We start from the raw sequence: 26,560 nt of genomic DNA on the forward strand, positions 1-26,560 counted from the left end.
AGAACCGCATATCTGATGAAAAGCGACCAAAGCGAACTCTAGCGCCGACGCCTATCGTGGAAGCGGAGGCGCATCGTGCAGGCGCACCGTCGTGGTGTGCGGCCCGCCCGCGGACTCCGGGAGGAAGGGGCCCCGATGTCGGCAGAACCGCTGGCGGCACAGGCTGTCGCGGAGCTGGTCAGGGACGCCGTCGCCGCCCCGTCCATGCACAACGCGCAGCCCTGGCGATTCCGCTTCTTCGCCGGCAGTAGCGCCTTTCATGTGAGATCCGATCAGACGCGGGCCATGCCGCACGCCGACCCGGACGGCCGTGCTCTGCGTCTGGGCTGTGGTGCCGCGCTGCTGAATCTGCGGGTGGCCGCCGCTCACGCGGGCTGGGAGCCGGTGACCGAGCTGCTGCCGGACCCCGCGGACCCGGAGCTGCTCGCCACCGTGCGGCTGGCCGGTCCGGTCCGCGCCGACGATGACTTGGTCTCTCTGCACCCCGCGATTGACCGGCGGCACACCAGCCGGTATCCGTTCACAGAGGAAGAGATACCCGAAGCCATCCGGGCGGATCTGCGGGGAGCCGCCGTCGCGGAGGGGGCGCGGCTGGTCTTCCCCGAGGCGTGGCACGTGGAGACCCTTCTCGGCCTGGTACAGGACGCCGAGGGCCGCGACGCCCCGTATGCCGAGCAGCCCGGCGTCTACGAGGACATGGTCCGCTGGACGCACACCGGCGCCGGGGACGCCGAGTCGGCGCCCGAGGGCGTTCCGGCGTACGCCTTCGGGCCCAGCAAGCGGGACGGCAAGGCACCGGTACGCGACTTCGCCGGACGCCGCGCGGTGGCCGGGCGCGGTACGGCGACCTTCGAGAAGACGCCGCAGCTCGCCTTGTTGGGAACAGCCGAGGACGGGCCGGTGGACTGGCTGCGGGCGGGGCAGGCGATGGAGCGGGTCCTGCTCCAGGCCACGCTCGACGGGCTGGCCACCGCACTCACCTCTCATGCTCTGGAGTGGCCCGATCTGCGCTGGGCCGTGCGCGACCCGGTGACAGCCATGGGACACGTGCAGATGGTGCTCCGCCTCGGCTACGGGCCGCCGGGCCACGCGACGCCGCGCCGCCCCGTGGCGGACGTGCTGGACATCGAGCCCTGACTGGCGACCGCGGCCCCGGACCCGGCCGCGTCAGCGGGAGGGCCGGGCGACCGTGAACTGACCCATCATCCCGTGGTCTTCATGGGCCAGCAGGTGGCAGTGGAAGACGTAAGGCGTCCGCGCGTCCGCGGCGCTGCCGAAGCGGACGGCGATCTCCGCGGTCGTGCCGGGAGGGAACAGCAGGGAGTCCTTCGGGCCGGCGAGGTGGTCGGGCGGCGGGGAGCCGTCGCGGCTCAGCACGGTGAAGCTGACACCGTGAACGTGGAAGACATGCTGGTTGTCGGAGGCGTTGCGCAACTGCCACACCTCGCTCGCTCCCGGGGCGACGGTGAAGTCGACTACGGGTCGTGGGTGCCGTTGACCAGGATCTCGTCGCCCAGCAGGCCGATAGGGCTGAAGCGCGGGCTGTCGAAGCTGAGGCGGCGGTCGTCGGTGAACCGCTTGTCCTGCACGATCAGGGGGATGTCGTCGACGCCGTAGTGGTGGGGCAGGCGCGGGGCGGCGGGGCCGCCGGGGTCGTCGAGGAAGAAGAGCCCGGCCAGGCCGCGGTACACCTGGGCTCCGGTGCGGCCGTGGGGGTGGGCGTGGTACCAGAGGGTGGCGGCGGGCTGGGTGATGGTCCATGACGGGGACCAGGTGGTGCCGGGTGCGATGGGCTGGTGGGGCCCACCATCCATGCGTGCGGGCAGGTGCATGCCGTGCCAGTGCACCGTGGTGGGCTCATCGAGGTGGTTGGTGACGTTGACCCGTACATGGTCGCCGGTGCGCGCCCGGAGGGTTGGGCCGAGATAGGAACCGTTGATCCCCCAGGTGTCGGTGGGGTGGTCGGCGAAGAACCGGGTCTGACCTGGGGCGGCGGTCAGGTCGTACACCAGACGGCCCGAGGCGTCGCGCTCCGGTTCCAGGAGCGGAGGGATCCGCAGCCGGTTCCGGAAGGACAGCTCGCCGACGTTGGAGCGCAGCGCGTCCTGGTAGAACGAGATGGCGAGCCCACCCGCGGCCAGGGCGAGGGCGACGAACACGGCAGCCACGAGCGCCAACACCCGTCGCCCACGGCGACGGTGCGTCCGCCTCACTCGGGCCCCTGCACTCGGCGGCCCTGCCATGGAACCGGCCACACTTCACGGTCTCACACGGCGAGCTGTTCCACACGGGCCGGATGGCCCTACCGGCTGTACCCGGTCGGCCCTGGGCCGCCCGTGGCACCGTGGGTTGAAATGAAGGTGCGAGGAGGACACGAGGAGACGCGGAGCAGCGGGAATCCCCCGACCGCGCACCGCGCAATCAGGGCCCGCGAGAAGTGGGCGGTCCTCCTCGCCACACGTTCATCGCCCGATACGCGCGACTTCGTCCCCCGGCCCTGCGCTGCGCACCACCGGCCCCGCCAGTGGTGCGCAGCGCAGGGACCGCTCATAGCGTGGGAGGAAAGTGTGTCGGCGCGGTGGTGACCGGAGGCGCCCGTGGGTGGCGAGCGACTCGGGCGGGCGGCCGAGACGGCGGGGTTGTCGCAGGCGGAGGCCGAGCGCCGGCTCGCGATGTACGGGCCGAACACCGTGGCCGCCGAGGTGCGTACACCCGCTTGGCGGCGGGTGTTCCAGCAACTGCGCGACCCGCTGATCCTGGTGCTGCTGGTGGCGGCCGTGCTGACCATCGCCACCCGCGATCTGGCCGACGCGGCGGTGATCCTGCTGGTGATCACGGTGAACACCGCGGTGGGTGTCGCCCAGGAAGTGCGGGCGGAGCAGGCCGTGGCCGCTTTGTCGGCGATGAGCGCGCCCGCCGCCAGGGTGGTGCGCGATGGAGTGGAGGGTTCCGTCCCGGCCGCGGATGTGGTGCCCGGTGATCTGGTGCTGCTGGCCGAAGGCGACATCGTCCCGGCCGACGGCGACGTCTTGGACGCGGTGCGGCTGCTGGCCGATGAGTCCGCGCTGACCGGGGAGTCCGTCCCGGTGGAGAAGGCGCCCGACGAGGACCGTTCGCGCGGCACGGTGTCGGCGGGCACGGTCGTCGTCCGCGGCCACGGCCGGGTACGGGTCACCGCCACGGGCGCGCGCAGCGCCTTCGGCCGGATCGCGGCACTGCTGGGTGCCCCGCCGGGGCTGACGCCGCTGCAGCACCGGCTGGCCCGCTTCGGCCGGGTCCTGGCCGCCGTGACCGTCGTTCTGTGCGCGGTCGTGCTTGCGCTCGGGCTGGTACGGGGACAGCCGGTGGAGGTGATGGTGGTGGCGGCGATCAGCCTCGCCGTCGCGGCCGTGCCCGAGTCCCTGCCCGCCGTCATCACCCTCGCGCTGGCGCTCGGCGCCCGGCGGATGGCCGACCGGCGCGCGATCGTACGGCGGCTGCCCGCGGTGGAGACGCTGGGATCGGTCACCGTGATCGCCACCGACAAGACCGGAACCCTCACCGAGGGCCGGATGGCCACCGAATGGCTGTGGACACCCGAGGGCACCGCCACCGTCACCGGCACGGGCTACGCGCCCACCGGAAGCGTGCTGCGCGACGGGCGACCGGTCAACGCGGCGGACGCCGCGGATCTGGCGGAGCTGCTGGGCGCCGCCATGCTCTGCAACGACGCTGCCCTCGAATCTCCCGGCGAGGAGGGGGCGGACTGGCGCGCGCTGGGCGACCCGACAGAGGCCGCTCTCCTTGTCGCGGGCGCCAGGCTCGGACTGGACAAGGCGGTGCTCGACCGTGAGCTGCCCCGGATCGACGAGGTGCCCTTCGACAGTGCCCGCAAGCGCATGACCACAGTGCACCGGCGGCCGGACGGGGGCCTGTTCATCGTATGCAAGGGAGCTCCGGAGGCGGTGCTCCGGCCCGGAGTCCTCGCCGATGGCCCTGCCCTTCCGGCGCGGGCCGCCGCCGAAGCCGAGGAGCTGGCCCGCGCGGGATACCGGGTGCTCGCCGTCGCCACCACCGACCGCGCCGACCGCGACCGGTCGGGACCGGGGGAGGCCGCCTGGGAGACCGGGTTGTCGCTGCTCGGTCTTGTGGCGATCCTGGACCCGCCCCGCGAGGCGTCCGCCGCCACCGTCGCCGCCTGCCGACACGCCGGCATCGCCCCGGTACTCATCACGGGCGACCACCCGCTGACCGCCGGGGCCGTGGCCCGACGCCTGGGCATCGTGGACGAGGACCAGGAGGTCGTCACCGGCCGGCAGATCCGCGAGGGCACGGCGGGTCGGCTGACGGATGTACGGGTCTTCGCCCGCACCACCCCCGAGCAGAAGCTCGACATCGTGCAGGCGTGGCGGGCCGACGGGCACGTGGTGGCGATGACCGGGGACGGGGTCAACGACGGCCCCGCCCTGCGGCGGGCCGATATCGGTGTGGCGATGGGACGGCGCGGCACCGAGGTGGCGCGGCAGGCCGCCGACCTCGTCCTCGCCGACGACAACGTCGGCACCATCGTGGCCGCCGTGGAGGAAGGCCGCCGCGTCTACGCCAACATCCGCAGGTTCCTGCTCTACGCCCTGGCCGGAGGCACCGCGGAGGTCCTGGTGATGCTCCTCGGCCCGTTTCTGGGGATGACCCTGCCGCTGCTGCCCGCGCAGATCCTGTGGATCAACCTGCTCACCCACGGCCTGCCGGGCGTCGCGCTGGGCGCGGAGCCGGTCGACCCGCGGGTGATGAGGCAGCCACCGCGACCGCCCGAGGAGAGCGTACTCGGCACCGGGCTGTGGGCGCGGATCCTGGTGATGGGCGGGGTCGTCGCCACCGTCACGCTCGCGGCGGGTGCATGGGGATATCACACCGGCCGCCCCTGGCAGACTCTGGTCTTCCTGGTGCTGGGGGCGACCCAACTCGGAGTGGCCCTCGGCTCCCGTGCGCGCCCCGGCACCTTTGCCAACCCCTTCCTGCTGGTGGCGGTCGCGACGGCGCTGGCCCTCCAACTGGCCGGCGTCTACGCACCCCCGCTCCAAGCCCTGCTCGATACCGAACCGCTGGCCCTGACCGAATTGGCGGTCGCCTGCGTGCTGTCCGGCGTGGGGCATGTGCTGATGCGCCTGGGGGCGCACATCCGCCCCGAACCGCCACCCCGTGCGCGAAGTGGGGATCACCGGAAGGCTGCGTGAATCTCCCGCTCGGCGGCCGCGTGGGAGAGGAGCACGCGGGCCGGTCGGTGGTATCTCCTGGCCATCTACTGATCGGCCGGGATGATCCGGCGGCCCGTGCGGCGCGCGGGCTGGATCGACACCCACATGTCGCGTTCGCCGCCGGCCCACGGCTTGGTGTGGGCACGCTCGGCCAGCTCGCGCACGGCGTCGGGCTCCGTGACAACTCGCGCGGAGCCGACGACGAGCACGCTCCAACCCTGGCTCATTGCCTCGTCGATGTGGTCGACCTCGAACGCGACGTCCGTCCCCACCGCTGCCGCAGGCACCGAGTCGGGCGCTGTCCGGAAGGCGATAGCGTCGTCGACGACCTCGTAGTTCACCGGGACGACCGCTGGGCCATCTGGTGTCGACACCGCGACGCGCCCCACGCCGTGCGTGGAAAGCAGGCGACGACACTCGTCGGGGCCGAGGTCCAGCAATCGCGGGTGCAGAAGCGCCTGGCCTTGGCCGGGCGGCAGGTCGATGCCGCTCCCGCGCAGGGTTGCGACGGTCGTGCCCAGCGCGTCGGCCAGTTTGATCAGGCTCGCCAGGCCGGGGTCGGCCGGTTGTTCCTCCAGGTACGCCAGGTAGTCCGGAGCCATTCCGGCGCGCCGCGCCGCCTCTGCGCGCGTCAGTCCCTGTCGCTGGCGTTCGGCTGCCACGCGCCGGCCGATGTCGCCGGCGCCGGGTGCTCTGCCAAGCGGCGCGCTGCCGGACAAGGCGCTCGTCTCATCCGCCGTCGGCCCGGAGGGCTCGTGGCCTTTCCTGGGCCGGTGTTCGATGTGCCGGATATGCGCGTCGGCCCCGGGGAACACGAGCGTCACCTCGCCCGTATCCGACCAGCGCACGTCGTAGGGAGGTGTTCCGTCCTCGTGGTGGAGTCCGACGATCTCGCCGTCGCGCTTGGTAATGCCAGTGGCCGGGCTTTGGACCACAAGCTGATCGCCGAGGTGAGCTCGCATGATCGTCACCGCTTCCCCGCAATGCTGGTGTACCCAACGTGCCACGCCTGGCGTGCCATCGCATGGGATGAGGGTCTTCTCGACCGAACGGGTCGGTCCCGGGCTCACAGGCCCGGCAGACGGGGCCTGAGCGGCTTGCTTGCGCCCCAGTGGACGGCCGGGTCGTGGGCTGCGCCATTCCGGGGGCGTGGTGTTTGCACGGTCCACGCCGGAAGAAACACATGTGGTGGCACGAAGGGAGCACCCCATGGCCGGTTCCGCCCGCATTGCGATCATCGGCGTGGGCAACGAGTTCCGCCACGACGACGGAGTCGGGTGGGCCGTGGCCGACCTGCTGGAGGACCGCGCGCGGCGGCGCCCGCTGCCGCCGGGGACCGTGCTGGGGCGGTGCGACACCGACCCCGGTCGGCTCATGGGCCTGTGGGAGGGGGCTCAGCTCGCCATCGTGGTCGACGCCGCCCACGCGGACCCGCCGAGGCCGGGGCTGATCCACCGGCTGGAGATGGACCTGGACGAGCTGAGTCGCCCCGGCGCGACCAGCTCCCATGGCGTCGGGCTCGGGGAGGCCGTGGAGCTGGCCCGGGTGCTGGGCCGTCTGCCCGACCGGCTGATCGTCTTCGCGGTCGAGGGTGCCGACAGCACGCTGGGCACGGGGCTGTCCGAGCCGGTGGCGGCGGTGGTGGCACCGCTGGCCGGGGACATCGAGGACGAGATCGTCCGCCACCGCGACGCCGCGGCGCGCTCGCGCCCGCGGCAGGAGTGACCTTGTCCGGCACCCGGGCGCAAAGACCTCGGCTTCGGCGCCGGAGCAGGGCCGAACGGCCCGCGCTGTCGGGCCCAGCCGGCCCAAGGGGTGGCAGCCCCCGCGGAGGAGGCTGGCCATGAGACGGGCGGACGGGCCAGTCGCACGGACGCCGTCCCCGACGCGGCGCGCGATGGCTCGACGTCGGCCACCGGCACCCAGGAAGAGGAGCCCGTGATGAAGCACCCCACGATCGGCAACGTGATGACCAGCGATGTCATCAGCGCTCGCACGCACACCCCGTTCAAGACGCTTGTGGAGCTGTTGCGGAGCCACGACATCAGCGGCCTGCCCGTGCTGGACGACGACGACAAGGTGCTGGGTGTCGTGTCCGAGACCGACCTGATGGCGCACCAGGCCGCGGTGGAGGCCAGGGGCCGCACGGGCCGCCTCCGGCTGCCTTGGCGCGGGCGCCTGGTGCCCGGCACGGGCACCCGGAAGGCCGTGGCCGAGAAGTACGCCCGGACCGCGGAGCAGCTCATGTCCCGGCCCGCCATCACCGTGCGGCCGCAGGACACCCTCGTGGACGCTGCTCGGACCATGACCCGGCACGGCGTCGAGCGACTGCCCGTCATCGACGAGGAGGGCCGGCTGGTCGGCATCGTCACCCGCCGTGACCTGCTGCAGACCTTCCTCCGCTCCGACGCCGAGGTACGTGCGGAAGTGGTCGATGAGGTACTGGTCCGCGCGCTCTGGCTGGCCCCCGACACCGTCGATGCGCACGTCGCCGATGGCGTGGTGACCCTCACCGGACAGATGGAGTGGCGGAGCGACGCGGCCACCGCGGTCCGGCTGGCCGGTCAGGTGGACGGCGTGGTCGCCGTGGCCGATCACCTCACCTGGGGCATCGACGACACCCGGGCGCGCTCCGGCGACACGGGCCTGCCGGCCGCCACCGGCGACTGGCTGCGCGGCGCCTGACGCACGCGGCCGCGGAAGCGAGGGCAGCCGAATGGACCAGCCGGCGTCTGCGCGGTGGCATCCCCTGGGCGCACCCTGAGGACACGAGGCCGGACGGGCCGGACCGCATGAGGCCGAACCGGGCCGAGGAGAGCGAGGAGGACGACGTGACGCACACGGCGGACGTCGGCACCACACCGGTCGTGCTCGACCGCGACGGTCTCGACGCACTGGTCAAAGCGCTGACCGCGCGGGGCCGGACGGTCATCGGACCTGTGGTGCGCGACCAGGCCATCGTCCTCGCCGAGATCACCTCCGCCGACGAGCTTCCGTACGGCTGGGGTGTGGAGCTGGAGGCCGGTCGCTACCGGCTGCGGCGAAGGGACGACCAGGCGGCCTTCGCGCACAGCGCCGGGCCGCAGTCGTGGAAGTCGTATCTGCATCCGGAACGGGTCCGGCAGTGGAGCGCGGACCGCGGCCCGGACGGCGCCCTGACGGTGACCCCGGAACGGACCGCGCCGCCCTCGTACGCCTTCCTCGGGGTGCGCCCGTGCGACCTGCGGGCCGTCGCGATCCAGGATCGGGTGCTGGCCGGTGGCCGCCACGCCGACAACGGGTACCGGGCACGCCGGGAGCGGGCGTTCCTCATCGCCGTGGAGTGCACCGAACCCGGCGCGACCTGCTTCTGCGTGTCGATGGCCGCCGGCCCCGGCGTGGGCTCCGGCCCCGGTGCCGACGCCGCCTACGACCTGGCCATGACCGAGGTCGTCGACGAGGGCGGGCACCGCTTCTGGACCCGCGCGGGCAGCGAGGAAGGCGCCCGCGTCCTGGCCGAGATCCCGCACCGGCCCGCGGACCCTGGCACCGTCACCGGGGCCCGGCGCGCCGTCGAGGACGCGGCCGACCGGATGGGGCGTGCCATGCCGCCGGTGAGCCTGCACCAGCTCATGGCCGGGAGCCTGGACGCCAAGCGCTGGGACGACGTCGCACAGCGCTGCCTGACCTGCGGCAACTGCACCATGGTCTGCCCCACCTGCTTCTGCACCACCACGGAGGACGTCACCGATCTGACCGGCGACCACGCCGAGCGGTGGCGCCGCTGGGACTCCTGCTACGACCTGGACTTCTCCAACCTGCACGGCGGACCGGTGCGCGCCTCGACACGCAGCCGCTACCGCCAGTGGATGACGCACAAGCTCGGCACCTGGTACGACCAGTTCGGCAGCTCCGGTTGCGTCGGCTGCGGCCGCTGCATCGTCTGGTGCCCGACCGGCATCGACATCACCGAGGAGGCCGCCGCGCTCCATGCCGAAGCACAGGAGGCGGCCGGGAGCGGGAGCGACGCGCCACCGGACGGCGGCGACCGGGCGGCACCGGGAAGCGGAGACCGGCCATGACCGCGCCCTTGGAACAGCAGGCGCCCCTCGGCCCCGGCGGGGTCCCTGTCCCGCACCGGGTGGCCGAATCCCGGCTCGAGACCGCCGACGCCACGACCTTCGTCCTGGAACCGGTCGCGGAGCCGTTGCCGCCCTTCCGGCCCGGGCAGTTCGCCATGGTGTACGCCTTCGGCGTCGGCGAGATCCCGGTCTCCGTCAGCGGCATCGAGACCGAGCCCAGCCGCCTGGCCCACACCGTGCGGGCCGTCGGGGCCGTCTCCGCCGCACTCGGCGCGCTGCGCCCCGGCGCGGTCGTCGGCGTGCGGGGCCCGTTCGGCACCGACTGGGACCTGTCGCGGGCCGAGGGGAGAGACGTCCTCGTCATCGCCGGCGGCATCGGGCTGGCCCCGCTGCGCCCGCTCGTCCGCGACCTCTTCCGGGCCCCGGAGCGCTACGGCAGGATCAACGTCCTCATCGGGGCGCGTACCCCGAGCGATCTGCTGTACCGGAGCGAGACCGAGCTGTGGTCCGGCTCCGCCGTCCCCGGCCACACCGCCGTCACCGTAGACCGCCCGGACGATGGCTGGCGCGGACCGGTCGGAGTGGTGACCCGGCAGCTCGACCACGCCGCGTTCCACCCGCCCGCGACCACCGTGTTCCTCTGCGGGCCCGAGGTGATGATCCGGGTCACCGCCCGCGAGCTGGCGGCGCGCGGCGTCCCCGAGGCGCGCATCCGGGTCTCCCTGGAGCGCAACATGCGCTGCGCCACCGGCCACTGCGGGCACTGCCAGCTCGGGCCGCTGCTGCTGTGCCGGGACGGCCCGGTCGTCGGATGGGACACCGCTGGCCCCCTGCTCGCCGTAAGGGAGCTGTGACATGAGCGAGCCCGCCACCGACGCGTCCGCGGCCACCCCCACACTGGCCGTCTTCAAGCTCGCCTCCTGCGACGGCTGCCAGCTCACCCTCCTCGACTGCGAGGACGAGCTGCTGGCCATCGCCGGGCGGCTGCGGATCGCCCATTTCCTGGAGGCGAGCAGCGAGGTGCTGCCCGGCCCGTACGACCTTGCGCTGGTAGAGGGTTCGGTCACCACCCCCGCCGACGCCGAGCGCGTTCGCCGCATCCGCGCCGAGTCCCGGCGGCTGGTCACCATCGGCGCCTGCGCGACCGCGGGCGGCATCCAGGCCCTGCGGAACTTCGGCGACGTCGAGGAGTTCCGCCGCACGGTCTACGCACGCCCCGACTACATCGACACCCTCGCCACCTCCACCCCGGTGTCGGCGCACGTCGACGTCGACTTCGAGCTGCGCGGCTGCCCCATCGACCGGGGCCAGCTCCTGGAGGTCATCACCGCGTTCCTGGCCGACCGCCGCCCGGACGTGCCGAACCACAGCGTGTGCTTCGCCTGCAAGCGGCGCGGCACGGTGTGCGTCACCGTCGCCCACGGCACGCCCTGCCTCGGCCCGGTCACCCACGCCGGCTGCGGCGCCATCTGCCCGGCCTACGGACGCGGCTGCTACGGGTGCTTCGGACCGTCGGGGTCGACCAACCTGCCCGCGCTCATCCCGCTGCTGCACCGCGACGGCATGGACCACCGGGACGTCCAGCGCTTCCTGCGGACCTTCAACGCCGCCCACTTCGCGGACGAGGAGAAGCGCTCCCCGGAACTGGCGCATCTCGCGGAAGAGGAGAACCCGTCGTGACCCACCGAGGCTCCCGCGTCCTGCACGTCGGCTCGCTTTCCCGGGTGGAGGGCGAGGGCGCGCTGCACCTGCGCGTCCACCGTGGACAGGTGTCCGAGGCCCGGCTGCAGATCTACGAACCACCCCGCTTCTTCGAGGCGTTCCTGCGTGGCCGCGCCCACACCGAGCCGCCCGACATCACCTCCCGGGTCTGCGGAATCTGCCCGGTCGCCTACCAGATGAGCGCCTGCCGCGCCATCGAGAACGCCTGCGGCGTCGCGGTCGACGGCCAACTGGCCGCCCTGCGCCGCCTGCTGTACTGCGGCGAGTGGATCGAAAGCCACACCCTGCACATCTACCTGCTGCACGCCCCGGACTTCCTCGGTCGGGACAGCGCCGTGGACCTCGCCCGCACCCACCGGAGCCACGTCGAGCGCGGGCTGCGCCTCAAACAGGCCGGCAACGCGATCATGGAGCAACTCGGCGGCCGCGCCATCCATCCGGTCAACGTCCGTCTCGGCGGCTTCCACCGCGTCCCCACCCGAGCCGAGCTGCGGCCGCTGGCGGAGCGGCTGCGACGCGCCGTGGACGACGCGCGGGAGACCGTCGCCTGGGTCTCCGGCTTCGACTTCCCCGACTCCGCCGTGGACGCGGACCTGTTCGCCCTCGCCGAGCCGGGCACGTACGCCATCGACGCCGGCACCCCGACGGTGCTCCCCGCTGACGGCGGCCCCGCACGCACCTTCCCTCTGGCCGACTTCTCCACGCATGTGACCGAGGAGCAGCTGCCGCCCTCCACCGCCCTGTACGCCCGGCTCGACGGCCGGCGCTATCTGACCGGCGCCCTGGCCCGGTACGCGATCAGCGGCCGCCGGCTCTCCCCGGCCGCGCGCGAGGCCGCGGGTGCGGCCGGTCTCGGCGAGCTGTGCCGCAACCCGTTCCGCAGTGTCCTCGTACGGGCCGTCGAGGTCGTCTACGCGCTGGACGAAGCGCTGCGCATCATCGCGGAGTACGAGCCGCCGCCGCGACCGTGCGTGCCGGTGGAGCCGCGCGCGGCCACCGGCCACGGCGCCACGGAGGCCCCGCGCGGCCTGCTCTACCACGCCTACACCCTGAGGGCCGACGGCACCATCGTGGACGCCCGGCTCGTCCCGCCCACCGCCCAGAACCAGGGAGCGGTCGAGGAGGACCTGCGGCGGGTGGCGCAGACGGCCCTGGACGCCGGGGAGCCGACCGACGCGGAGCTGACGGCGCTGTGTGAGCGGGCCATCCGCAACCACGACCCCTGCATCTCCTGCTCCACCCACTTCCTGGACCTGACGGTCGAACGGACCTGAGCGGAGACGCCCGGCCCCGGTGCTCAGATCCCGGACGGACCGGGTGCCGAGCCCGTCGGCGACTTCGTCATGAACGCCGACCGCAGCGCGTGGTACGGCGCGCGCGGATCGAAGAAGATTCGCCGCATCCGCGCCAGCTCGGCCGCCCGGTACGCGCTCAGCTGCCGGACCGCCTCGTCTCGCTCCCGGGCGGCCTTCTTCTCGCCGATGCGCGTCCGCAGCCCGCCGCCCGAGGCGAGCCGGACAGCCGCCCGACTGACGGCGGCGGCGAAGTCCTGCGGGCCGCAGTCCACGACGCGGTCCACCAGCCCAAGACGCCGGGCGCGCTCCGCGCTCACCGGCAGCGCCTCCCGCATCAGCCGCTCGGCGGCACCCGCCCCCACCCGGCGCGGCAGCGTGTACGTCCAGAACTCCGACCCGTACAGGCCCATCAGCCGGTAGTGCGGGTTGAGCACCGCTCCGCCCCGGCACCACACCTCGTCGGCGGCCAGCGCCAGCATCACTCCGCCGGCGGCCGCGTTGCCGCCGAGGGCCGCGACGACCAGCCGGTCGGTCGTCCTCAGGACGGCCTCCACCAGGTCGTCCATGGCCTCAAGGTTGGCCCACGACTCGGCGGCGGGATCGTCCGCCGCGTCGATGACCCCCAGGTGGATGCCGTTGGAGAACAGGTCGCGGCCGCCGCCGAGCACCACCACGTCGGTCGGCCGGGAACAGGCGAAGGAATAGGCGGCCAGCAGCCGCCGGCACTGCTCGGTGCTCATCGCCCCGCCGGGGAAGGAGAACCGCAGGAAGCCGACGGCCCCCTCCTCGGCGTAGGAGATGTCCGACCAGGTGCGGAGTTTGGCGGTCTGCCACGGGCCGCACGGCACCTCGGGCACGTCGCGCAGCCGCCCGGCGAGCACCGCGGTGGCCGGCAGCGGGTACGTGCGCGGCCCGCCCGGTCGGCGCCGGGGCCGCAGCCGCGGAATCCACACCGCGCCGTCGACGGTGGCCCGGCAGATCGCCCCGTTCCGCGTCGCCACCACCTCGCCCGGAGGCCCGGAGAGCTGTTCCTCCGGGTGGCCGCCGTGCAGGAACCACGTACCGCCCAGGAAGTCGTCCAGCACGCCGGGGCGGGAGTCGGCGGCCCGCAGCCGCCGCAGCACCGCCTCCGTCGGCTCCGCCGCCCAGTCGATCCGCCGGTCGGGCTGGCGCATGGACGGCCGTGAGCGGTACGCCCCGCCGCTCTCCGCCGCCTGCGGCCGGGGCCGGTACGCCCCCGAGGCGAAGCGCTCGACGGCGAGCAGTACCGCCTCCAGCGCGGCGTCGGAGAGCTCCCCGCGGTACAGGTCGCTCTTGCCGACCGGCGGCACAGCGAAGGCGGCCGACGCCCACACCGGGCCCGCGTCCATCTCCGCCTCCGCCTGGAGCACCGTGACCCCCCACTCGCCGACGCCTTCCTGTACGGCCCAGTCCAGCGACGAGGGGCCCCGGTCGCCGGGCGGCCCCGGGTGCACGATCAGACAGGGCAGGGCGGACCAGACGTCTTCGGGGATCGCGGTGGTGAGCATCGGCGCGACGACCAGGTCCGGCGCGTGGCGCCGCACCGCCTCCCGTACGGAAGGGCCGCCCGCCACCGTCGCCGCGGCCACCGCGTACCCGCGGTCCGACAGTTCGGCGAAGACGCGCTGCGTCAGGCTGTTGAAGGCGCTCGCGACGAGCAGGACGGTCATGGCGCCTCCCGGGTCGGATGCCGCCGGGCCGCACCGTGCGCCCGGGCCGTGTGGCCCCCGATGCTCGCCCAGCGGCAACCGAGCTCCGCCCCGGACGCGCCGCCTCCGGGCACGGGTTGGGCCGCGCGAGGGCACCGAGGTGGGCCGGGCGGGGGAAACCGGCTCCTCCACGGCCCTGGCTGTGAAGACGCGTCAACGCCGGTGCCTACCGTTGTGGTCCATGCACCGACCGCCGATCGCCCCAGTCCTCGCCGCAACCGCATGACGGGCACGCTGGCGGGCAGCCGGGCGCGGGGTGCCGCGATCCGGCGCCGGGTGAGCGTGCGCGGCGTCGTCCAGGGTGTCGGCTTCCGGCCGTTCGCGCACCGGCTGGCCGGGGAGCTGGGCCTCTCGGGGTTCGTGGGCAACGACGCGGACGGCGTCTTCGTCGAGGTCGAGGGGGACCCCGCCGGAGTCGCGGAGTTCTGCCGAAGGGCCGCGGAGGACGCGCCCCCGCTCGCGCGCGTCACGGAGGTCGTCTCCACGGACATGGCTCCACTGGGCGTCGATACCTTCACCATCCGGCCCTCCGAACCGGGCGAGAGCCGTACCCTCCTCCCGCCCGACACGGCCACCTGCGAGGACTGCCTGCGCGAACTGGCCGACCCCGCCGACCGGCGCCATCGCCACCCGTTCATCACCTGCACCCACTGCGGCCCCCGCTTCACCATCGCCACGGCCCTGCCGTACGACCGCGCCGCCACCACCATGGCGGCGTTCCCCATGTGCCCACAGTGCGCCGGGGAGTACGCCGACCCCGCCGACCGCCGCTTCCACGCCCAGCCCATCGCCTGCCCGTCCTGCGGCCCGCAGCTCACCCTCGTCACCACACGCAGCGGGCGGCCGGTCCCCGGGCGCCAGGGTCCGCACGCCCTCGTCGAGGCCAGGCGGCTCCTCGCCCAGGGCGCGATCCTCGCCGTCAAGGGCCTCGGCGGCTACCACCTCGCCTGCGACGCCACCGACCCGCACGCGGTCGCCACCCTCCGAGCCCGCAAGGCACGCGCGGCCCGGCCCTTCGCCGTGATGTGCGCCGACCTGCCCGGCGTCGAGCGCATCGCCCGCCTCAGCCCCGCCGAACGCGCCGCGCTCACCGGCCCGCACCGCCCGATCGTCCTGCTGCGCCCCCATCTCCCCGGCGCGGTGCCCTCACTCGCTCCCGGCGTCTGCCACGGCAGCCCGTACATCGGCGTCCTGCTGCCCTACACCCCGCTGCACCACCTGCTGTTCGGGCTGCCCGGCGACCCGGCCGGGCCCCGGATCCTCGTGATGACCAGCGGCAACCGCTCCGGCGAACCGATCGTCACCGACGACCGCGACGCCCTGAGCCGGCTGGGCGGCATCGCCGACGCCTGGCTGACGCACGACCGCGTCATCGAGAGCCCCTGCGACGACTCCGTCGTCCGGGTGACGGCCGACGGCGGCGAGCAGGTCCTGCGCCGCTCGCGCGGCTACGTCCCCCGCTCGATCGCCCTGCCGGTCACCGTCCGCCCCGCACTCGCCGTCGGCGGCGACCTCAAGAACACCCTGTGCCTGGGTGCCGAACGCCGCGCCTGGCTCTCCCCGCACATCGGCGACATGGGTGGCCTGGTCGCCGTACGGGCCTTCGAACACGGCGAGCGGCGGCTGCGCGCGCTGACCGGCGTCACCCCCGGGCTGCTCGCCGCCGACCGGCACCCCGGCTACCACTCGGCGCGCTGGGCCCGCCGCCACGCCGCCGGCCGGCCGCTGCGGCTGGTGCAGCACCACCACGCGCACGTCGCCTCCGTCATGGCCGAAGCCGGCCTCGACGGCACCACGCCCGTCATCGGCGTCGCCTTCGACGGCACCGGGTACGGCGACGACGCCGCCATCTGGGGCGGCGAGGTGCTCCTCGCCGACTACGACGGCTACCGGCGCCTGGCCCACCTGGCGTACCTCCCGCTGCCCGGCGGCGACGCGGCCGTGGCCAACCCCTGCCGGACGGCCCTGGCGTGGCTGCGTGCGGCGGACCTGCCCTGGGATCCGGAACTGCCCTGCGTGACCGCATGTTCGGCGACGGAACTCCGCTTGCTGGAGCGTCAGTTGGAGCAGAGGGTGGCCTGTGTGCCGACCTCCAGCATGGGGCGGCTGTTCGACGCGGTCTCCTCGCTGGCGGGGCTCTGCCACCGAGCGGAGTACGAGGCGCAGGCCGCGGTCGAGTTGGAGGCCGCGGCGGCTCTGGCGTGGGCCGACCGGCCGGACGGGTACCGCTTCGCCATCCGGCCGGCGGAGGAATCCGGCGGGTCGGCGGCCGCCCTGCTCGACCCCGTACCCGTGGTGCGCGCGATCGTCGCCGACCTGCGGCGCGGGACGCCCGCGGGGCTGATCGCGGCCCGCTTCCACCGGGCGGTCGCCGCCGCCGTCGCCGAGATCTGCGCCCGGCTGGGACGGGACACCGGGGTCCGCACGGTGGCGCTCACCGGCGGGGTCTTCGCCAACGCGCTGCTGGACGAGGGGTGCGCGGCCCGGCTGACGGCCGTCGGCTTCACCGTCCTGCGCCACCGTCAGGTGCCGCCCGGCGATGGCGGTCTCGCCCTGGGCCAGCTCGTGGTGGCCGCACACACAGAAGCCAGCGACGATCGGAGAACGCCATGTGCCTCGCCGTGCCCGGCCGCGTCGTGAGCACCGAGGACCGCGACGGCTCGCGCATGGCGCGGGTCGACTTCGGCGGCGTGGTCAAGGACGTGTGCCTGGACTACGTCCCCGAGGCGCGGGCCGGCGAGTACGTCATCGTGCACGTCGGCTTCGCCCTGCAGCGGCTGGACGAGGAGTCGGCCCGCGCCTCCCTCCGGCTCTTCGCGGAGCTCGGTCTGGTGGAGGAGGAGTTCGGCGACGCGTGGGAGCGGGCGGCACGGGAGGCGGGCCTGTCCCGCCCAGGCCCCGCGGCGAGGGAGGAAGGCCCCGCGTGAAGTACATCCAGGAGTTCCACGACCCCGAGTTGGCCCGTGGGCTGCTCGACGACATCCACGCCACCGTGACCCGGCCCTGGGCGATGATGGAGGTCTGCGGCGGCCAGACCCACTCGATCATCCGCCACGGCCTGGACCAGCTCCTGCCGGAGGCCATCGAGCTGATCCACGGCCCCGGCTGCCCGGTGTGCGTCACCCCGCTGGAGATGATCGACAAGGCCCTGGAAATCGCCTCCCGGCCGGGTGTCGTCTTCTGCTCCTTCGGAGACATGCTGCGGGTGCCCGGCACCGACCGCGACCTGTTCGGCGTCCGCAGCCGGGGCGGTGACGTGCGCGTGGTGTACTCCCCGCTCGACGCGCTGCGGATCGCCCGCCGCGAACCGGACCGGCAGGTCGTCTTCTTCGGTATCGGCTTCGAGACCACCGCCCCCGCCAACGCGATGACGGTGCACCAGGCACGCCGCCTGGGCATCGGCAACTTCAGCATGCTGGTCTCGCACGTGCGCGTCCCGCCCGCCATCGAGGCGATCATGGACTCGCCCGCCTGCCGGGTACAGGCGTTCCTGGCGGCGGGCCACGTATGCAGCGTGATGGGTACGGCCGAGTACCCCGCCCTCTCGGAGCGGTACCGCGTCCCCATCGTGGTGACCGGGTTCGAACCCCTGGACATCCTGGAGGGCGTCCGCCGCACGGTCCGTCAACTGGAACGCGGTGAGCACCGGGTCGAGAACGCCTACCCGCGGGCCGTGCGCGCCGGTGGCAACCCCGCGGCCCGGCGCATGATCGAGGAGGTCTTCGAGGTCACCGACCGCTCCTGGCGCGGCATCGGCACGATCCCCGCCAGCGGCTGGCGGCTGGCCGGCGCCTATCGGGACTTCGACGCCGAGCACCGCTTCGAGGTCACCGGCCTCACCACCCGCGAGTCGCCCGCATGCCGCAGCGGCGAGGTCCTCCAGGGCCTGCTCAAGCCCGACGAGTGCCAGGCGTTCGGCACCGCCTGCACACCGCGGACGCCGCTGGGAGCCACGATGGTCTCCAGCGAGGGCGCGTGCGCCGCGTACTACCTCTACCGGAGGCTGTCCGCGCCATCCGCGGCCGCTCCGGCCGAGCCGCCGGTGCCGACCGTGCCGCCCGCGCCGACCGAGGAGACGAGCACCGTTGGCTGACACGACAGCGCCCCTGGACCCGGCGGCCTGGACCTGCCCGGCGCCGCTGCGCGACGAGCAGGTCGTCCTCATGGGGCACGGTGGAGGCGGAGCCCTGACGGCCGAGCTGGTCGGGCGGCTCTTCACCCCCGCGTACGGCAACGAGATCCTGGCGGGCCTGGCGGACTCGGCCACCCTCTCCCTGGGAACACAGCGGCTGGCCTTCTCCACCGATTCCTTCGTGGTGCGGCCGCTGTTCTTCCCCGGCGGCAGCATCGGGGACCTGGCCGTCAACGGCACCGTCAACGACCTGGCGATGAGCGGCGCCCGCCCCGCCTACCTCTCCTGCGCCGCCATCCTGGAGGAAGGCGTCGAACTGTCCGTCGTGGACGAGGTGGCGCGGGCTGTCGGTGCCGCCGCCTCCGCCGCCGGTGTCCAGATCGCCGCGGGCGACACCAAGGTGGTGGAGGCCGGGCACGGCGACGGCGTCTACCTCACCACGTCCGGCATCGGGCTGGTCCCCGACGGTGTGGACATCCATCCGCGCCGGGCCGTGCCGGGCGACGTCGTCATCGTCAGCGGACCGATCGGCCTGCACGGCATCGCCATCCTGAGCGTCCGCGACGGATTGGAGTTCGGCGCCGAGGTGGCCAGCGACACCGCACCGCTGAACGGCCTGGTCGCCGCCATGCTGGCCGTCACCTTGGACCTGCACGTGCTGCGCGACCCCACGCGTGGCGGTGTCGCCGCCGCCCTGAACGAGATCGCCACCGCCTCCGGCACCGGGGTCGTGCTGACCGAGAGCGCCCTGCCGGTCCCCGACGCCGTCGCCGGTGCCTGCGGGTTCCTCGGACTCGACCCGCTGTACGTCGCCAACGAGGGCCGACTGGTGGCCTTCGTACCCCGCCGGGAGGCGGACCCCGTCCTGGAGGCTATGCGGGCGCACCCGCACGGCGCGGGCGCGGCCGTGATCGGCGAGTGCGTGGCCGACCATCCGGGGATGGTCGTCGTACGGACCCCTCTGGGCGGCACGCGCGTCGTGGACCTGCCGCTGGGCGAGCAACTGCCCCGCATCTGCTGAGCGACGGCGTCGGGCTGTGGGGCGGTCAGATCGAGGCGCGGCGCCCCACGCCTTCGCACGGGTGGTCCGTTACAGGGACGCGGCGATGCGCCGCGGTGCGTCGAGGACGCGGCTGGCGATCTGCACGAGGAGCGGCGGTTGCCGGGTCTGGCCGTCGTCCGGGGTGAGGACGTAGTAGATCTGCTCGATGGACGGCGGACCGACGGCGAGTGTGCTCTTGGCGGCTTGCGCGGTCGTGGCCTCGCCGGTGCGCAGGAGGTAGGCGGCGGTCATGGAGCCGGTCCGGCCGACACCGGCGCCGCAGTGCACGAAGACCGGGGCGTCGGAGGCGCGCACGGTCCGCAGAAGGGTGTCCACCTGGGCGGACGTGGGGGTCTGCCCGTCGCGGATGGGGAGGGACACGAGCGCGAGGCCGGCCTGCGCGGGACGAGCGCGCTCCTGGGGCGAGAGGTGTTCGGCGCGCAGGTCGACGACGGTGCGCACGCCCATGGCGGCGAGCGCGCGGTAGCCCCGGTCGCCGGGGGCGGAGCCGCGCCACAAGCGGCTGTCGACCTGCTTGACGTGACTGATGCCGGCGATCGTCAGCCCCGAGGCGCCGACGGTGTGGGACGCGGCCCACGCGTGCGCGCCGAGGATGCCGAGGAACGCCACCAGCCAGAACACGGCGTAGCTGAGGGCGCCCACGAGCACCATGACGACGGTCCGCCGGACGATCTTCCGCACACGTGAGGTGGGCGGCCTGACTGCTCTGGGGATGTTCCAGGAAGGGGTGAAGGGGTTCGGGCCGAAGGTTTGGCCATACACGAGAATCACCGGCGGTGGAGCGAGTATCGATGCCGTGAGTCCAGCCTGTCACCCTTGACAACGCCGGGCGTCCGCGGAGGATTCCCGATGGTCACCGCGTGCGGGCGACGAGGAAGTCCGCGGAGCCCGACAGGGTGGTGAGGCGGGGGGTGTCCTCGTCGTCGACACGGATTCCGGTGCGTTCGCCGAGGACCTCGATGAAGCGCAGGAAGTCCAGCGAGTCGAGTTCCAGGGCGTCCCGGAACATCTCGTCCGGCCCCAGTGCCGCGAGGTCCGCGCCTGGCACGACCTCGGCGAGGGATTCCTTCACCGCGTCCAGCGCTTCGGCACGGTTCATAGCTCCTCCGGATGCTGGAGCAGGCGATCCACGGCCGTCAGATAGCGTGCTCCCACGGCACCGTCGGTCGCCCGATGGTCGGCGGAGAGAGTCGCGGTGACCTGGGGCCGTACCCCGATGAGGCCGCTGACCGCGCACGGGCGCTCGACGACCTTTCCGAAGCCCACCAGTGCCACCTGCGGGGGATAGATCACGCCCAGCACCGTCTCCACGCCCTGGTCGCCGAGGTTGGTGACGGTGATCGTGGCCGCGGCGACCTCGGAACCGCGGAGCCTGCCGCCGCGGGCCCGGGTCACCAGGTCCTTGAGCCGGGCCATCAGCTCCGGGAGCGCCAAGGCGTCCGCGTCCCGCACGGTCGGGACGATGAGCCCGCCGCCGCGCAGCGAGACGGCGACGCCCAGGTGCACCCCGTCACCCGGGGTGAAGCGGTCGTCCACCCAGAAGCCGTTGAGCTGGGGAACCTCCCGGGCGGCGCGGGCCGCCGCCTTCAGCAAGAGGGACGCCGGGAGCAGGCGCTCGCCCACCGGGTGGCGGCGGTTGTGGTCGTGGAGCCAGTCCATCGCCGCAGCCATGTCGACCGGGGTGGACAGGTAGTAGTGCGGGATCTCGCGGTTGGCGCGGCTCATCAGACCGGCGATCGCCCGGCGCATCCCTGCCGCGCGGTCCTCCTCGGGAGCTGCCCGGGGCGCCCGTGCCTTCTCCGTCCCGGCCCCGGCCGTCGTGGCCTCCGCCGCGCCGCGCACGTCGGCGGCGCGGATGGCGCCGTCCCCGCCGGTCCCGCGCACGCCGGTGAGCTCGACACCCATCTCGGCGGCGAGCCGCCGGGCGTACGGGGTGACGCGCGCCCGGCGTCGCTCGCCACCAGCGGCCGCGGGCCGTTCGATGTCGGCGCGGACGACCCTGCCTCCGGGCCCGGAGCCGCGCAGTCTCTCCAGGTCCACGCCACGGCGCTCCGCGAGGTGCCGGACCAGCGGACCCGCTTCGGCATGCGCTCGGGCGCGCTCGGCAGAAGCGGCGGGGCCGGCAGGCGCCCGGGCCTCCGCGAGCGATGCCGCGGGGATCTCGCTGGGTTCCTCGGCCGCCGTTTGGATCTCCGCCAGCGGGGTGCCGACCGGGACCGTCGTACCCGGCTCGACCAGGAGCCGCGCCACCGTCCCCGTGGCGAAGCACTCCACCTCGATGGTGGACTTCGCCGTCTCCACGACCGCGACCACGTCCCCTCTGCGGACCTTGTCACCAGTCCGGACCAGCCATTCCAGCAGCGTCCCCTCGTCCATGTCCGCGCCCAGCGAGGGCATCGTGAACTCGGCCATGGTCAGTCCACCGTCCGGTGCGCGGCGGCGACGATGCCGGCGGTCTGCGGCAGGGCGGCCTCCTCCAGGCGGCGGGCGTAGGGGATGGGCACTTCCGCGCTGCACACGCGCTCGACCGGCGCGTCCAGCTCGTAGAAGGAGCCCTCCGCGATCCGGGCCGAGACCTCGGCGGCCAGACTGCCGGTGCGCCAGCCCTCGTCGATGACGACCGCGCGATGGGTACGGGCGACGGAGGCGGCGATCGTCGGCTCATCGAGCGGCCGCAGCGTCCGCAGGTCGATCACCTCCGCCTCGATGCCCTCCCCGCTCAACTGGTCCGCCGCCGCCAGCGCCTTCGGCAGCGAACCACCGTAGGTGATCAGGGAGACGTCCATCCCCGGCCTGCGGACCTCGGCGTGGTCGAGGTCCACCGGTTCGCTGTGGGACACCAGTTCGCCTTCGGCGTTGTAGAGGCTGCCGTGCTCGAAGATCAGGACCGGGTCGGGGTCGGCCAGCGCTGGGGCGAGCATGTGCCGTGCGTCCTCGACCGTCGCCGGGGCGACGACCCGGATGCCGGGGATGTGCGCGTACCAGCCTTCGAGGCTGTGCGAGTGCTGCGCCGCGAGCTGGCGGCCGGCGCCCGTGGTCATGCGGATCACCAGCGGGACGGGCAGCTGGCCGCCCGACATGTGCAGCAGGGTGGCCGCGTTGTTGAGGATCTGGTCGAGGGCGAGGAGGCTGAAGTTGACCGTCATGATCTCCACGATCGGCCGCATCCCGGACAGGGCGGCCCCGATGCCCGCACCGACGAACGCGGACTCCGACAGCGGGGTGTCCCGGACCCGCTCCGGGCCGAATTCCTCCAGCAGACCGAGGCTGACGCCGAAGCACCCGCCGTAGTGCCCCACATCCTCACCCATCAGGAAGACGCGCTCGTCGGCGCCCAGCGCCTCGCGGATCGCTTCCCGCATCGCCTCGCGATACGTCGTACGCCGCTTCTCCGGCAGGCTGGTCCGCGCCGTCATGTCCCCTCCGGGGCAGCGCTCGTGACGTGCCGCAGCAGACCCTCGACGGGTTCCTCCGGCGCCTGCTCGGCCGCCTTGACCGCGGCGTCGATCTCCTCGTCCACCCGCCGCTGGATCCGGTCGGATTCCTCGGGTGTCAGCGCGCCGTCCGCGCTCATTCGCTCCCTGAGTCGCGAGATCGGGTCCCTGGCCTTCCACCGTTCGATCTCCGTCTTCTCGCGGTAGCGGTCGGGGTCGTACATCGAATGGGCCCGGAAGCGGTAGGTGCGCGCTTCGAGGAAGTGCGGGCCGGCGCCATGCCTGATGTTCTCTGTGGCCCGGCGGGCGGCACTCTCCACCGCCTCCACGTCCATGCCGTCCACCGGCCAGGCTGCCAGCCCGTAGGACGAGGCGCGCAGCGCGAGATCGGTCTGGGCCTGGTGCCGGGCCAGCGCGGTCCCCATGGCGTACAGATTGTTCTCGCAGACGAGCAGGAGCGGCAGGTGCCACAGGGCGGCGAGGTTCGCCGTCTCGTGGAACTCGCCCTCGGCGAACGCCCCGTCTCCGAAGAAGCAGCAGGTGACGCGGGACTCCCCGCGCATCCGGTCGGCCAGGGCCAGCCCGGCGGCCAGCGGCAGCCCGCCGGCGACGATCGCGTTGCCGCCGTAGAAGCGCCGGCTTGCGTCGAACAGGTGCATGGAGCCGCCGCGCCCACCGCTGCATCCGGTGGACTTGCCGTACATCTCCGCCATGACGGCCGCGGCGGAGATGCCGCGGGCGAGGGCGTGGCCGTGCTCGCGGTAGGTGGAGACCACCGCGTCCTGCGGCGCGAGCGCCTCGTTGACGCCGACGGCCACGGCCTCCTCACCGATGTAGAGATGGACGAAGCCACGGATGACCGCCGCGCTGTACAGCTCGACACAGCGCTCCTCGAACCGGCGGATACGGAGCATCGACAGCAGCAGGTCCTCCCGGTGCGTGGCGCCGTCGCGGCCGGCAACCGCCTTCGGGGCCCGTGCCGTCCTCGGAGCCGCGCTCGTACGGGTACCGCGTGCGGGAGTCATGCCGATTCCTCCTGCGCCGGCCTCTCCAGGGTGGACAGGTCGCCGGTGGGCAGACCCAGCTCACGAGCGCGCAGCAGGCGCCGCATGACCTTGCCGCTGCGCGTCTTGGGCAGGTTCTGGTCGAAAACGATCTCCCGGGGCGCGACGGCGGGGCCGAGCCTGCGCCGCGCGAATGCCAGCAGCTCACGCTCCACGGCCGCCGTCGGTTCGACGCCGGGCCGCAGTGATACGAACGCCTTGACGATGTTCCCCGCGACCGGATCCGGGCGCCCGATCACGCCTGCCTCGGCGACCGCCGGATGCTCCATCAGCGCGCTCTCCACCTCGAACGGCCCGATCAGGTGGCCGGCGGACTTGATCACGTCATCGGCCCGCCCGACGAACCAGAACCAGCCGTCCGCGTCCCGTCTGACCAGGTCACCCGTCAGATACCAGCCATCGGCGAACGCCGCCTCGTACCGGTCCGGCGCGTGCAGATAGCCGCGGAACATCGACGGCCATCCCGGCCGCAGCGCCAGCTCGCCCTCGACGCCCGGCTCCTCCAGCACGTTCACCCGGCCGTTCTTGACCCGGGCCCGGCCGTCTTCTCCGCGCTCCAGCACCGCCGCGTCGACACCCGGCAGCGGCCGGCCCATCGAGCCGGGCCGGATCTCACAGGCGGCGAAGTTCGCGATCATGATGCAGCCGGTCTCCGTCTGCCACCAATTGTCGTGGATGGGTAGCCCCAGCACATCCCGGCCCCACACCACGGCCTCGGGGTTGAGCGGTTCGCCGACGGAGGCGATGAAGCGCAGCGCGGACAGGTCATAGGCGGCCGGCAGGTCGTGCGGTCCCTGCCGTGGGGTGGCTCGCATCAGCATCCTTACCGCCGTCGGCGCGGTGTACCAGACGCTCACCCGCTGCTCGGCGAGGATCCGGTACCAGCGCCGGGCGTCGTAGTCGCCCTCGTCGACTACCAGCGTCACGCCGTGGACGAGCGGCGCGATGACGCCGTAGGACATGCCGGTGACCCAGCCCGGGTCGGCGGTGCACCAGTAGACGTCCTCGGGGTGGAGATCGAGTGCGGACGCGGCCGTGGCGTGATGGGCCACGACCGCGTCGTGCACGTGGAGCGCTCCCTTGGGGGCTCCGGTGGTGCCGCTGGTGAAGTGCAGCAGGGCCAGGTCCTCCGGCCTGGTCGGCGGGATGGCGTACGTCTCCGGGGCGTCGGCCAGCAGCGCGTCGAAGGATGCGGTGCCGGGAAGTTCATCGGCCCCCGGCCCCACGATGAGTACGTGCTCAAGGCAGGGAAGGGACGCCCGGCGGTCCGCGACCTTCCGTCGGTACAGGTCGGCTGTGGTCACCAGGACGCGCGCGTCGCCGAGCCGGAGCCGCTGCTCGACCGGGTCCGGGCCGAAGGCGGAGAACAGCGGGCAGAGCACGCTGGTGTTCTTCAGCGTTCCCAGCACCGTGGTGTAGAGCTCCGGGCAGCGGCCGAGGAGAGTGAACACCCGGTCTCCCCGACCGATGCCGAGGGAGCGCAGGACGCCTCCGAAGCGCGCGGTCAGCCGGGCGAGTCGGGCGTAGTTGACGGTGGTGACGGAGTCGTCCCGGGCGATGCAGGCCAGTGCGACCTTCTCGGCCCGGTCCGAGGCCGCGTGGCGGTCGACGGCCTCGTACGCGATGTTCAGCCCGCCGCCGGGCAGCCCGGACAGCGCGGCCCGCGCCTTGGCCCAGGAGAACTCCGCCCGTGCCCGGTCGTAGTCCGCGAGGTTCGGCGCGACGCGCGGTGCCCGGTCCTTGCGGATCTGCTCCCACATGGCGTTCCCTTCCTCGCCGCCCTCTCCGCCGGTGGCCCGGCCATTGGGTTCATTCGTGCGGCACAACGGCGACCGGGCACACGGCGTGGTGGACCGCCGCATGGGCGACGGGTCCGAGGTGAGGCGCCGCCGGCGGGCGGTGCAGCCGCCGTCCGATGGCCAGCAGCCGGGCTTCTCCGGCGGCCCGCAGCAGGGCGCGTGCGGGGCTCTCCAGGCGGACGGACTCGGTCACCTCCACCGAGGAGAACCGGTCCCGCCACGGGCGCAGGGCCTCGACCAGCTGCTTCCGGGACCGTTCCCGGAACTCATGAGCAACCTCGGGGTCCACGCCCCAGGGCGCGTAGGCGGTGACTGGCAGGTTTGTGCCGTAGACGGCATGGAGCGGGGCCTCGCGTCCGGCGGCGCTGACGAAGGCGAACTCCAGGAGGCGGTCGCAGGGGCCGTGCAGGCTCAGCCCGACCACCACCGGGGCCCGCGCCGTGGCGGCTCCGGCTTCCCCGCCTTCCGCCGCTGCCCCCTGTTCCGCGCGGACCAGGACGACGGGCTGGTCGGCGCGGGCTGTGACGTAGAGGCTGGTGTCCCCCAGGAAGAAGCTCTCGAGGGTCCTGAGGCCGCGTGATCCCAGGACGAGCAAGTGGGAGCGCGAGGCGGCGTTGAGCAGGGCTCGCGGGGCTTCCTCGGCGGCCAGTTCCTCGACGATGGGCAGATCGGGGTGGCGCTGGTGCAGCTCCTTCGCCGCATCGTGCACGATCCGTTCCGCCCAGTAGTTCTGGTCTCTCTCCGAAGGGACGTCTGGTGGTTCGGCGGCCAGCAGGATCCAGGCGTGCAGCAGCCGCAGGGTGAGGTGGCGACGTTCGGCCTCCCGCGCTGCCCAGCGGGCGGCGGCCAGGCTCTCGGCCGAGCCGTCGAGACCTACGGTGACGACATCCTCCATGGCTATGGCCTCCGTGGCATCAGGGAGCCGACTACCTACAGAGGTACCCGTAAATAGGCAATCCGGTCCTATCCGGTCATATATCCGGAATAATTTGATGGCAGAGGAAGAGCGGAGGCAAGGAGGCGCGA

Annotated in this window: 23 protein-coding genes; 12 read left to right on the plus strand and 11 right to left on the minus strand. The window is 73.4% G+C overall.

Annotation, left to right across the window (positions count from 1 at the left end; all coding sequences use genetic code 11):
* The first annotated feature begins 135 nt into the window (after nt 1-135).
* The gene (locus AC4BDD_RS25350; protein ID WP_490687762.1) at nt 136-1,137 is read left to right on the plus strand and encodes an Acg family FMN-binding oxidoreductase; all 1,002 of its coding nucleotides are present in this window, start codon (nt 136-138) and stop codon (nt 1,135-1,137) included.
* Nucleotides 1,138-1,167: 30 nt separating this feature from the next.
* On the opposite strand, the gene AC4BDD_RS25355 is transcribed toward AC4BDD_RS25350, so the two are convergent.
* A complete protein-coding gene (locus AC4BDD_RS25355) occupies nt 1,168-1,443 on the minus strand; it encodes a multicopper oxidase domain-containing protein (protein WP_490687763.1) in 276 nt (91 codons plus the stop codon).
* Between the two features lie 32 nt (nt 1,444-1,475).
* On the minus strand, nt 1,476-2,168 hold the full coding sequence (locus AC4BDD_RS25360; RefSeq protein WP_490687764.1) for a multicopper oxidase family protein: 693 nt from the start codon (nt 2,166-2,168) through the stop codon (nt 1,476-1,478).
* Nucleotides 2,169-2,597: 429 nt separating this feature from the next.
* Here AC4BDD_RS25360 and AC4BDD_RS25365 point away from each other — a divergent pair, with 429 nt between their 5' ends.
* Nucleotides 2,598-5,213 (plus strand): cation-translocating P-type ATPase, encoded by a 2,616-nt coding sequence (locus AC4BDD_RS25365; RefSeq protein ID WP_490687765.1) that lies wholly within the window; start codon nt 2,598-2,600, stop codon nt 5,211-5,213.
* 65 nt (nt 5,214-5,278) lie between these two features.
* Here the strand turns inward: AC4BDD_RS25365 and AC4BDD_RS25370 are convergent, their stop codons facing one another.
* On the minus strand, nt 5,279-6,196 hold the full coding sequence (locus tag AC4BDD_RS25370) for a pyridoxamine 5'-phosphate oxidase family protein (RefSeq protein ID WP_490691931.1): 918 nt from the start codon (nt 6,194-6,196) through the stop codon (nt 5,279-5,281).
* A 247-nt stretch (nt 6,197-6,443) separates the two neighbouring features.
* Here AC4BDD_RS25370 and AC4BDD_RS25375 point away from each other — a divergent pair, with 247 nt between their 5' ends.
* The 6 genes from AC4BDD_RS25375 (at nt 6,444) to AC4BDD_RS25400 (ending at nt 12,291) form a co-directional block, all read left to right on the plus strand.
* On the plus strand, nt 6,444-6,959 hold the full coding sequence (locus tag AC4BDD_RS25375) for a hydrogenase maturation protease (RefSeq protein ID WP_490687766.1): 516 nt from the start codon (nt 6,444-6,446) through the stop codon (nt 6,957-6,959).
* 216 nt (nt 6,960-7,175) lie between these two features.
* Nucleotides 7,176-7,919: a CBS domain-containing protein gene (locus AC4BDD_RS25380; RefSeq protein WP_490687767.1), complete on the plus strand. Its 744-nt coding sequence runs from the start codon at nt 7,176-7,178 to the stop codon at nt 7,917-7,919.
* A gap of 107 nt (nt 7,920-8,026) precedes the next feature.
* Nucleotides 8,027-9,295 carry a 4Fe-4S dicluster domain-containing protein gene (locus AC4BDD_RS25385; protein WP_490687768.1) on the plus strand — a complete coding sequence of 423 codons (1,269 nt, stop codon included), beginning with the start codon at nt 8,027-8,029 and terminating at the stop codon, nt 9,293-9,295.
* Nucleotides 9,292-10,149 (plus strand): FAD/NAD(P)-binding protein, encoded by an 858-nt coding sequence (locus tag AC4BDD_RS25390; RefSeq protein ID WP_490687769.1) that lies wholly within the window; start codon nt 9,292-9,294, stop codon nt 10,147-10,149. The genes AC4BDD_RS25385 and AC4BDD_RS25390 overlap by 4 nt, the downstream gene beginning before the upstream one ends.
* Before the next feature lies 1 nt (nt 10,150).
* Nucleotides 10,151-10,975 carry an NADH-quinone oxidoreductase subunit B family protein gene (locus AC4BDD_RS25395; protein WP_490687770.1) on the plus strand — a complete coding sequence of 275 codons (825 nt, stop codon included), beginning with the start codon at nt 10,151-10,153 and terminating at the stop codon, nt 10,973-10,975.
* The gene (locus AC4BDD_RS25400; RefSeq protein WP_490687771.1) at nt 10,972-12,291 is read left to right on the plus strand and encodes a Ni/Fe hydrogenase subunit alpha; all 1,320 of its coding nucleotides are present in this window, start codon (nt 10,972-10,974) and stop codon (nt 12,289-12,291) included. Before AC4BDD_RS25395 ends, AC4BDD_RS25400 begins: the two co-directional genes overlap by 4 nt.
* A gap of 23 nt (nt 12,292-12,314) precedes the next feature.
* Here the strand turns inward: AC4BDD_RS25400 and AC4BDD_RS25405 are convergent, their stop codons facing one another.
* Nucleotides 12,315-14,003 carry an enoyl-CoA hydratase-related protein gene (locus tag AC4BDD_RS25405; RefSeq protein ID WP_490687772.1) on the minus strand — a complete coding sequence of 563 codons (1,689 nt, stop codon included), beginning with the start codon at nt 14,001-14,003 and terminating at the stop codon, nt 12,315-12,317.
* A gap of 261 nt (nt 14,004-14,264) precedes the next feature.
* Between AC4BDD_RS25405 and hypF the strand changes: the two genes are divergently transcribed.
* Genes hypF through hypE form a run of 4 tightly spaced genes read left to right on the plus strand, consistent with a single transcriptional unit; the run spans nt 14,265 to nt 19,195 of the window.
* Nucleotides 14,265-16,682 (plus strand): carbamoyltransferase HypF, encoded by a 2,418-nt coding sequence (hypF, locus tag AC4BDD_RS25410; RefSeq protein ID WP_490687773.1) that lies wholly within the window; start codon nt 14,265-14,267, stop codon nt 16,680-16,682.
* The gene (locus tag AC4BDD_RS25415) at nt 16,652-16,969 is read left to right on the plus strand and encodes a HypC/HybG/HupF family hydrogenase formation chaperone (RefSeq protein ID WP_490687774.1); all 318 of its coding nucleotides are present in this window, start codon (nt 16,652-16,654) and stop codon (nt 16,967-16,969) included. Before hypF ends, AC4BDD_RS25415 begins: the two co-directional genes overlap by 31 nt.
* On the plus strand, nt 16,966-18,135 hold the full coding sequence (gene hypD / locus AC4BDD_RS25420; protein ID WP_490687775.1) for a hydrogenase formation protein HypD: 1,170 nt from the start codon (nt 16,966-16,968) through the stop codon (nt 18,133-18,135). The genes AC4BDD_RS25415 and hypD overlap by 4 nt, the downstream gene beginning before the upstream one ends.
* A complete protein-coding gene (gene hypE / locus AC4BDD_RS25425) occupies nt 18,128-19,195 on the plus strand; it encodes a hydrogenase expression/formation protein HypE (RefSeq protein WP_490687776.1) in 1,068 nt (355 codons plus the stop codon). The genes hypD and hypE overlap by 8 nt, the downstream gene beginning before the upstream one ends.
* A 69-nt stretch (nt 19,196-19,264) precedes the next feature.
* On the opposite strand, the gene AC4BDD_RS25430 is transcribed toward hypE, so the two are convergent.
* The 7 genes from AC4BDD_RS25430 to AC4BDD_RS25460 all read right to left on the minus strand — a co-directional run bounded on the left by AC4BDD_RS25430 (nt 19,265) and on the right by AC4BDD_RS25460 (nt 26,429).
* Entirely contained in the window at nt 19,265-19,918 is a 654-nt protein-coding gene (locus AC4BDD_RS25430) for a fused DSP-PTPase phosphatase/NAD kinase-like protein (RefSeq protein WP_490687777.1), read from the minus strand.
* A gap of 172 nt (nt 19,919-20,090) precedes the next feature.
* Nucleotides 20,091-20,336 carry an acyl carrier protein gene (locus tag AC4BDD_RS25435; RefSeq protein WP_490687778.1) on the minus strand — a complete coding sequence of 82 codons (246 nt, stop codon included), beginning with the start codon at nt 20,334-20,336 and terminating at the stop codon, nt 20,091-20,093.
* Entirely contained in the window at nt 20,333-21,649 is a 1,317-nt protein-coding gene (locus tag AC4BDD_RS25440; RefSeq protein ID WP_490687779.1) for a dihydrolipoamide acetyltransferase family protein, read from the minus strand. The genes AC4BDD_RS25435 and AC4BDD_RS25440 overlap by 4 nt, the downstream gene beginning before the upstream one ends.
* A gap of 2 nt (nt 21,650-21,651) precedes the next feature.
* Complete coding sequence (locus AC4BDD_RS25445) at nt 21,652-22,653, minus strand: alpha-ketoacid dehydrogenase subunit beta (protein ID WP_490687780.1); 1,002 nt, start codon at nt 22,651-22,653, stop codon at nt 21,652-21,654.
* Entirely contained in the window at nt 22,650-23,696 is a 1,047-nt protein-coding gene (gene pdhA / locus AC4BDD_RS25450; RefSeq protein ID WP_490687781.1) for a pyruvate dehydrogenase (acetyl-transferring) E1 component subunit alpha, read from the minus strand. Before pdhA ends, AC4BDD_RS25445 begins: the two co-directional genes overlap by 4 nt.
* Entirely contained in the window at nt 23,693-25,495 is a 1,803-nt protein-coding gene (gene acsA / locus AC4BDD_RS25455; RefSeq protein WP_490687782.1) for an acetate--CoA ligase, read from the minus strand. The genes pdhA and acsA overlap by 4 nt, the downstream gene beginning before the upstream one ends.
* A gap of 49 nt (nt 25,496-25,544) precedes the next feature.
* On the minus strand, nt 25,545-26,429 hold the full coding sequence (locus AC4BDD_RS25460; protein WP_490687783.1) for a universal stress protein: 885 nt from the start codon (nt 26,427-26,429) through the stop codon (nt 25,545-25,547).
* Nucleotides 26,430-26,560: the final 131 nt, after the last annotated feature.

This window comes from Streptomyces sp. JLBT605 (assembly GCF_058215555.1).

Bases quoted from the DNA above. Each gene is read 5' to 3' on its own strand.
- AC4BDD_RS25350 (WP_490687762.1), top strand. From the start codon at position 136: ATGTCGGCAGAACCGCTGGCGGCACAGGCTGTCGCGGAGCTGGTCAGG.
- AC4BDD_RS25370 (WP_490691931.1), bottom strand. From the start codon at position 6,196: ATGCGAGCTCACCTCGGCGATCAGCTTGTGGTCCAAAGCCCGGCCACT.
- AC4BDD_RS25375 (WP_490687766.1), top strand. From the start codon at position 6,444: ATGGCCGGTTCCGCCCGCATTGCGATCATCGGCGTGGGCAACGAGTTC.
- AC4BDD_RS25380 (WP_490687767.1), top strand. From the start codon at position 7,176: ATGAAGCACCCCACGATCGGCAACGTGATGACCAGCGATGTCATCAGC.
- AC4BDD_RS25385 (WP_490687768.1), top strand. From the start codon at position 8,027: ATGAGGCCGAACCGGGCCGAGGAGAGCGAGGAGGACGACGTGACGCAC.
- AC4BDD_RS25390 (WP_490687769.1), top strand. From the start codon at position 9,292: ATGACCGCGCCCTTGGAACAGCAGGCGCCCCTCGGCCCCGGCGGGGTC.
- AC4BDD_RS25395 (WP_490687770.1), top strand. From the start codon at position 10,151: ATGAGCGAGCCCGCCACCGACGCGTCCGCGGCCACCCCCACACTGGCC.
- AC4BDD_RS25405 (WP_490687772.1), bottom strand. From the start codon at position 14,003: ATGACCGTCCTGCTCGTCGCGAGCGCCTTCAACAGCCTGACGCAGCGC.
- hypF (WP_490687773.1), top strand. From the start codon at position 14,265: ATGACGGGCACGCTGGCGGGCAGCCGGGCGCGGGGTGCCGCGATCCGG.
- AC4BDD_RS25415 (WP_490687774.1), top strand. From the start codon at position 16,652: ATGTGCCTCGCCGTGCCCGGCCGCGTCGTGAGCACCGAGGACCGCGAC.
- AC4BDD_RS25435 (WP_490687778.1), bottom strand. From the start codon at position 20,336: ATGAACCGTGCCGAAGCGCTGGACGCGGTGAAGGAATCCCTCGCCGAG.
- AC4BDD_RS25440 (WP_490687779.1), bottom strand. From the start codon at position 21,649: ATGGCCGAGTTCACGATGCCCTCGCTGGGCGCGGACATGGACGAGGGG.
- AC4BDD_RS25445 (WP_490687780.1), bottom strand. From the start codon at position 22,653: ATGACGGCGCGGACCAGCCTGCCGGAGAAGCGGCGTACGACGTATCGC.
- pdhA (WP_490687781.1), bottom strand. From the start codon at position 23,696: ATGACTCCCGCACGCGGTACCCGTACGAGCGCGGCTCCGAGGACGGCA.
- acsA (WP_490687782.1), bottom strand. From the start codon at position 25,495: ATGTGGGAGCAGATCCGCAAGGACCGGGCACCGCGCGTCGCGCCGAAC.
- AC4BDD_RS25460 (WP_490687783.1), bottom strand. From the start codon at position 26,429: ATGGAGGATGTCGTCACCGTAGGTCTCGACGGCTCGGCCGAGAGCCTG.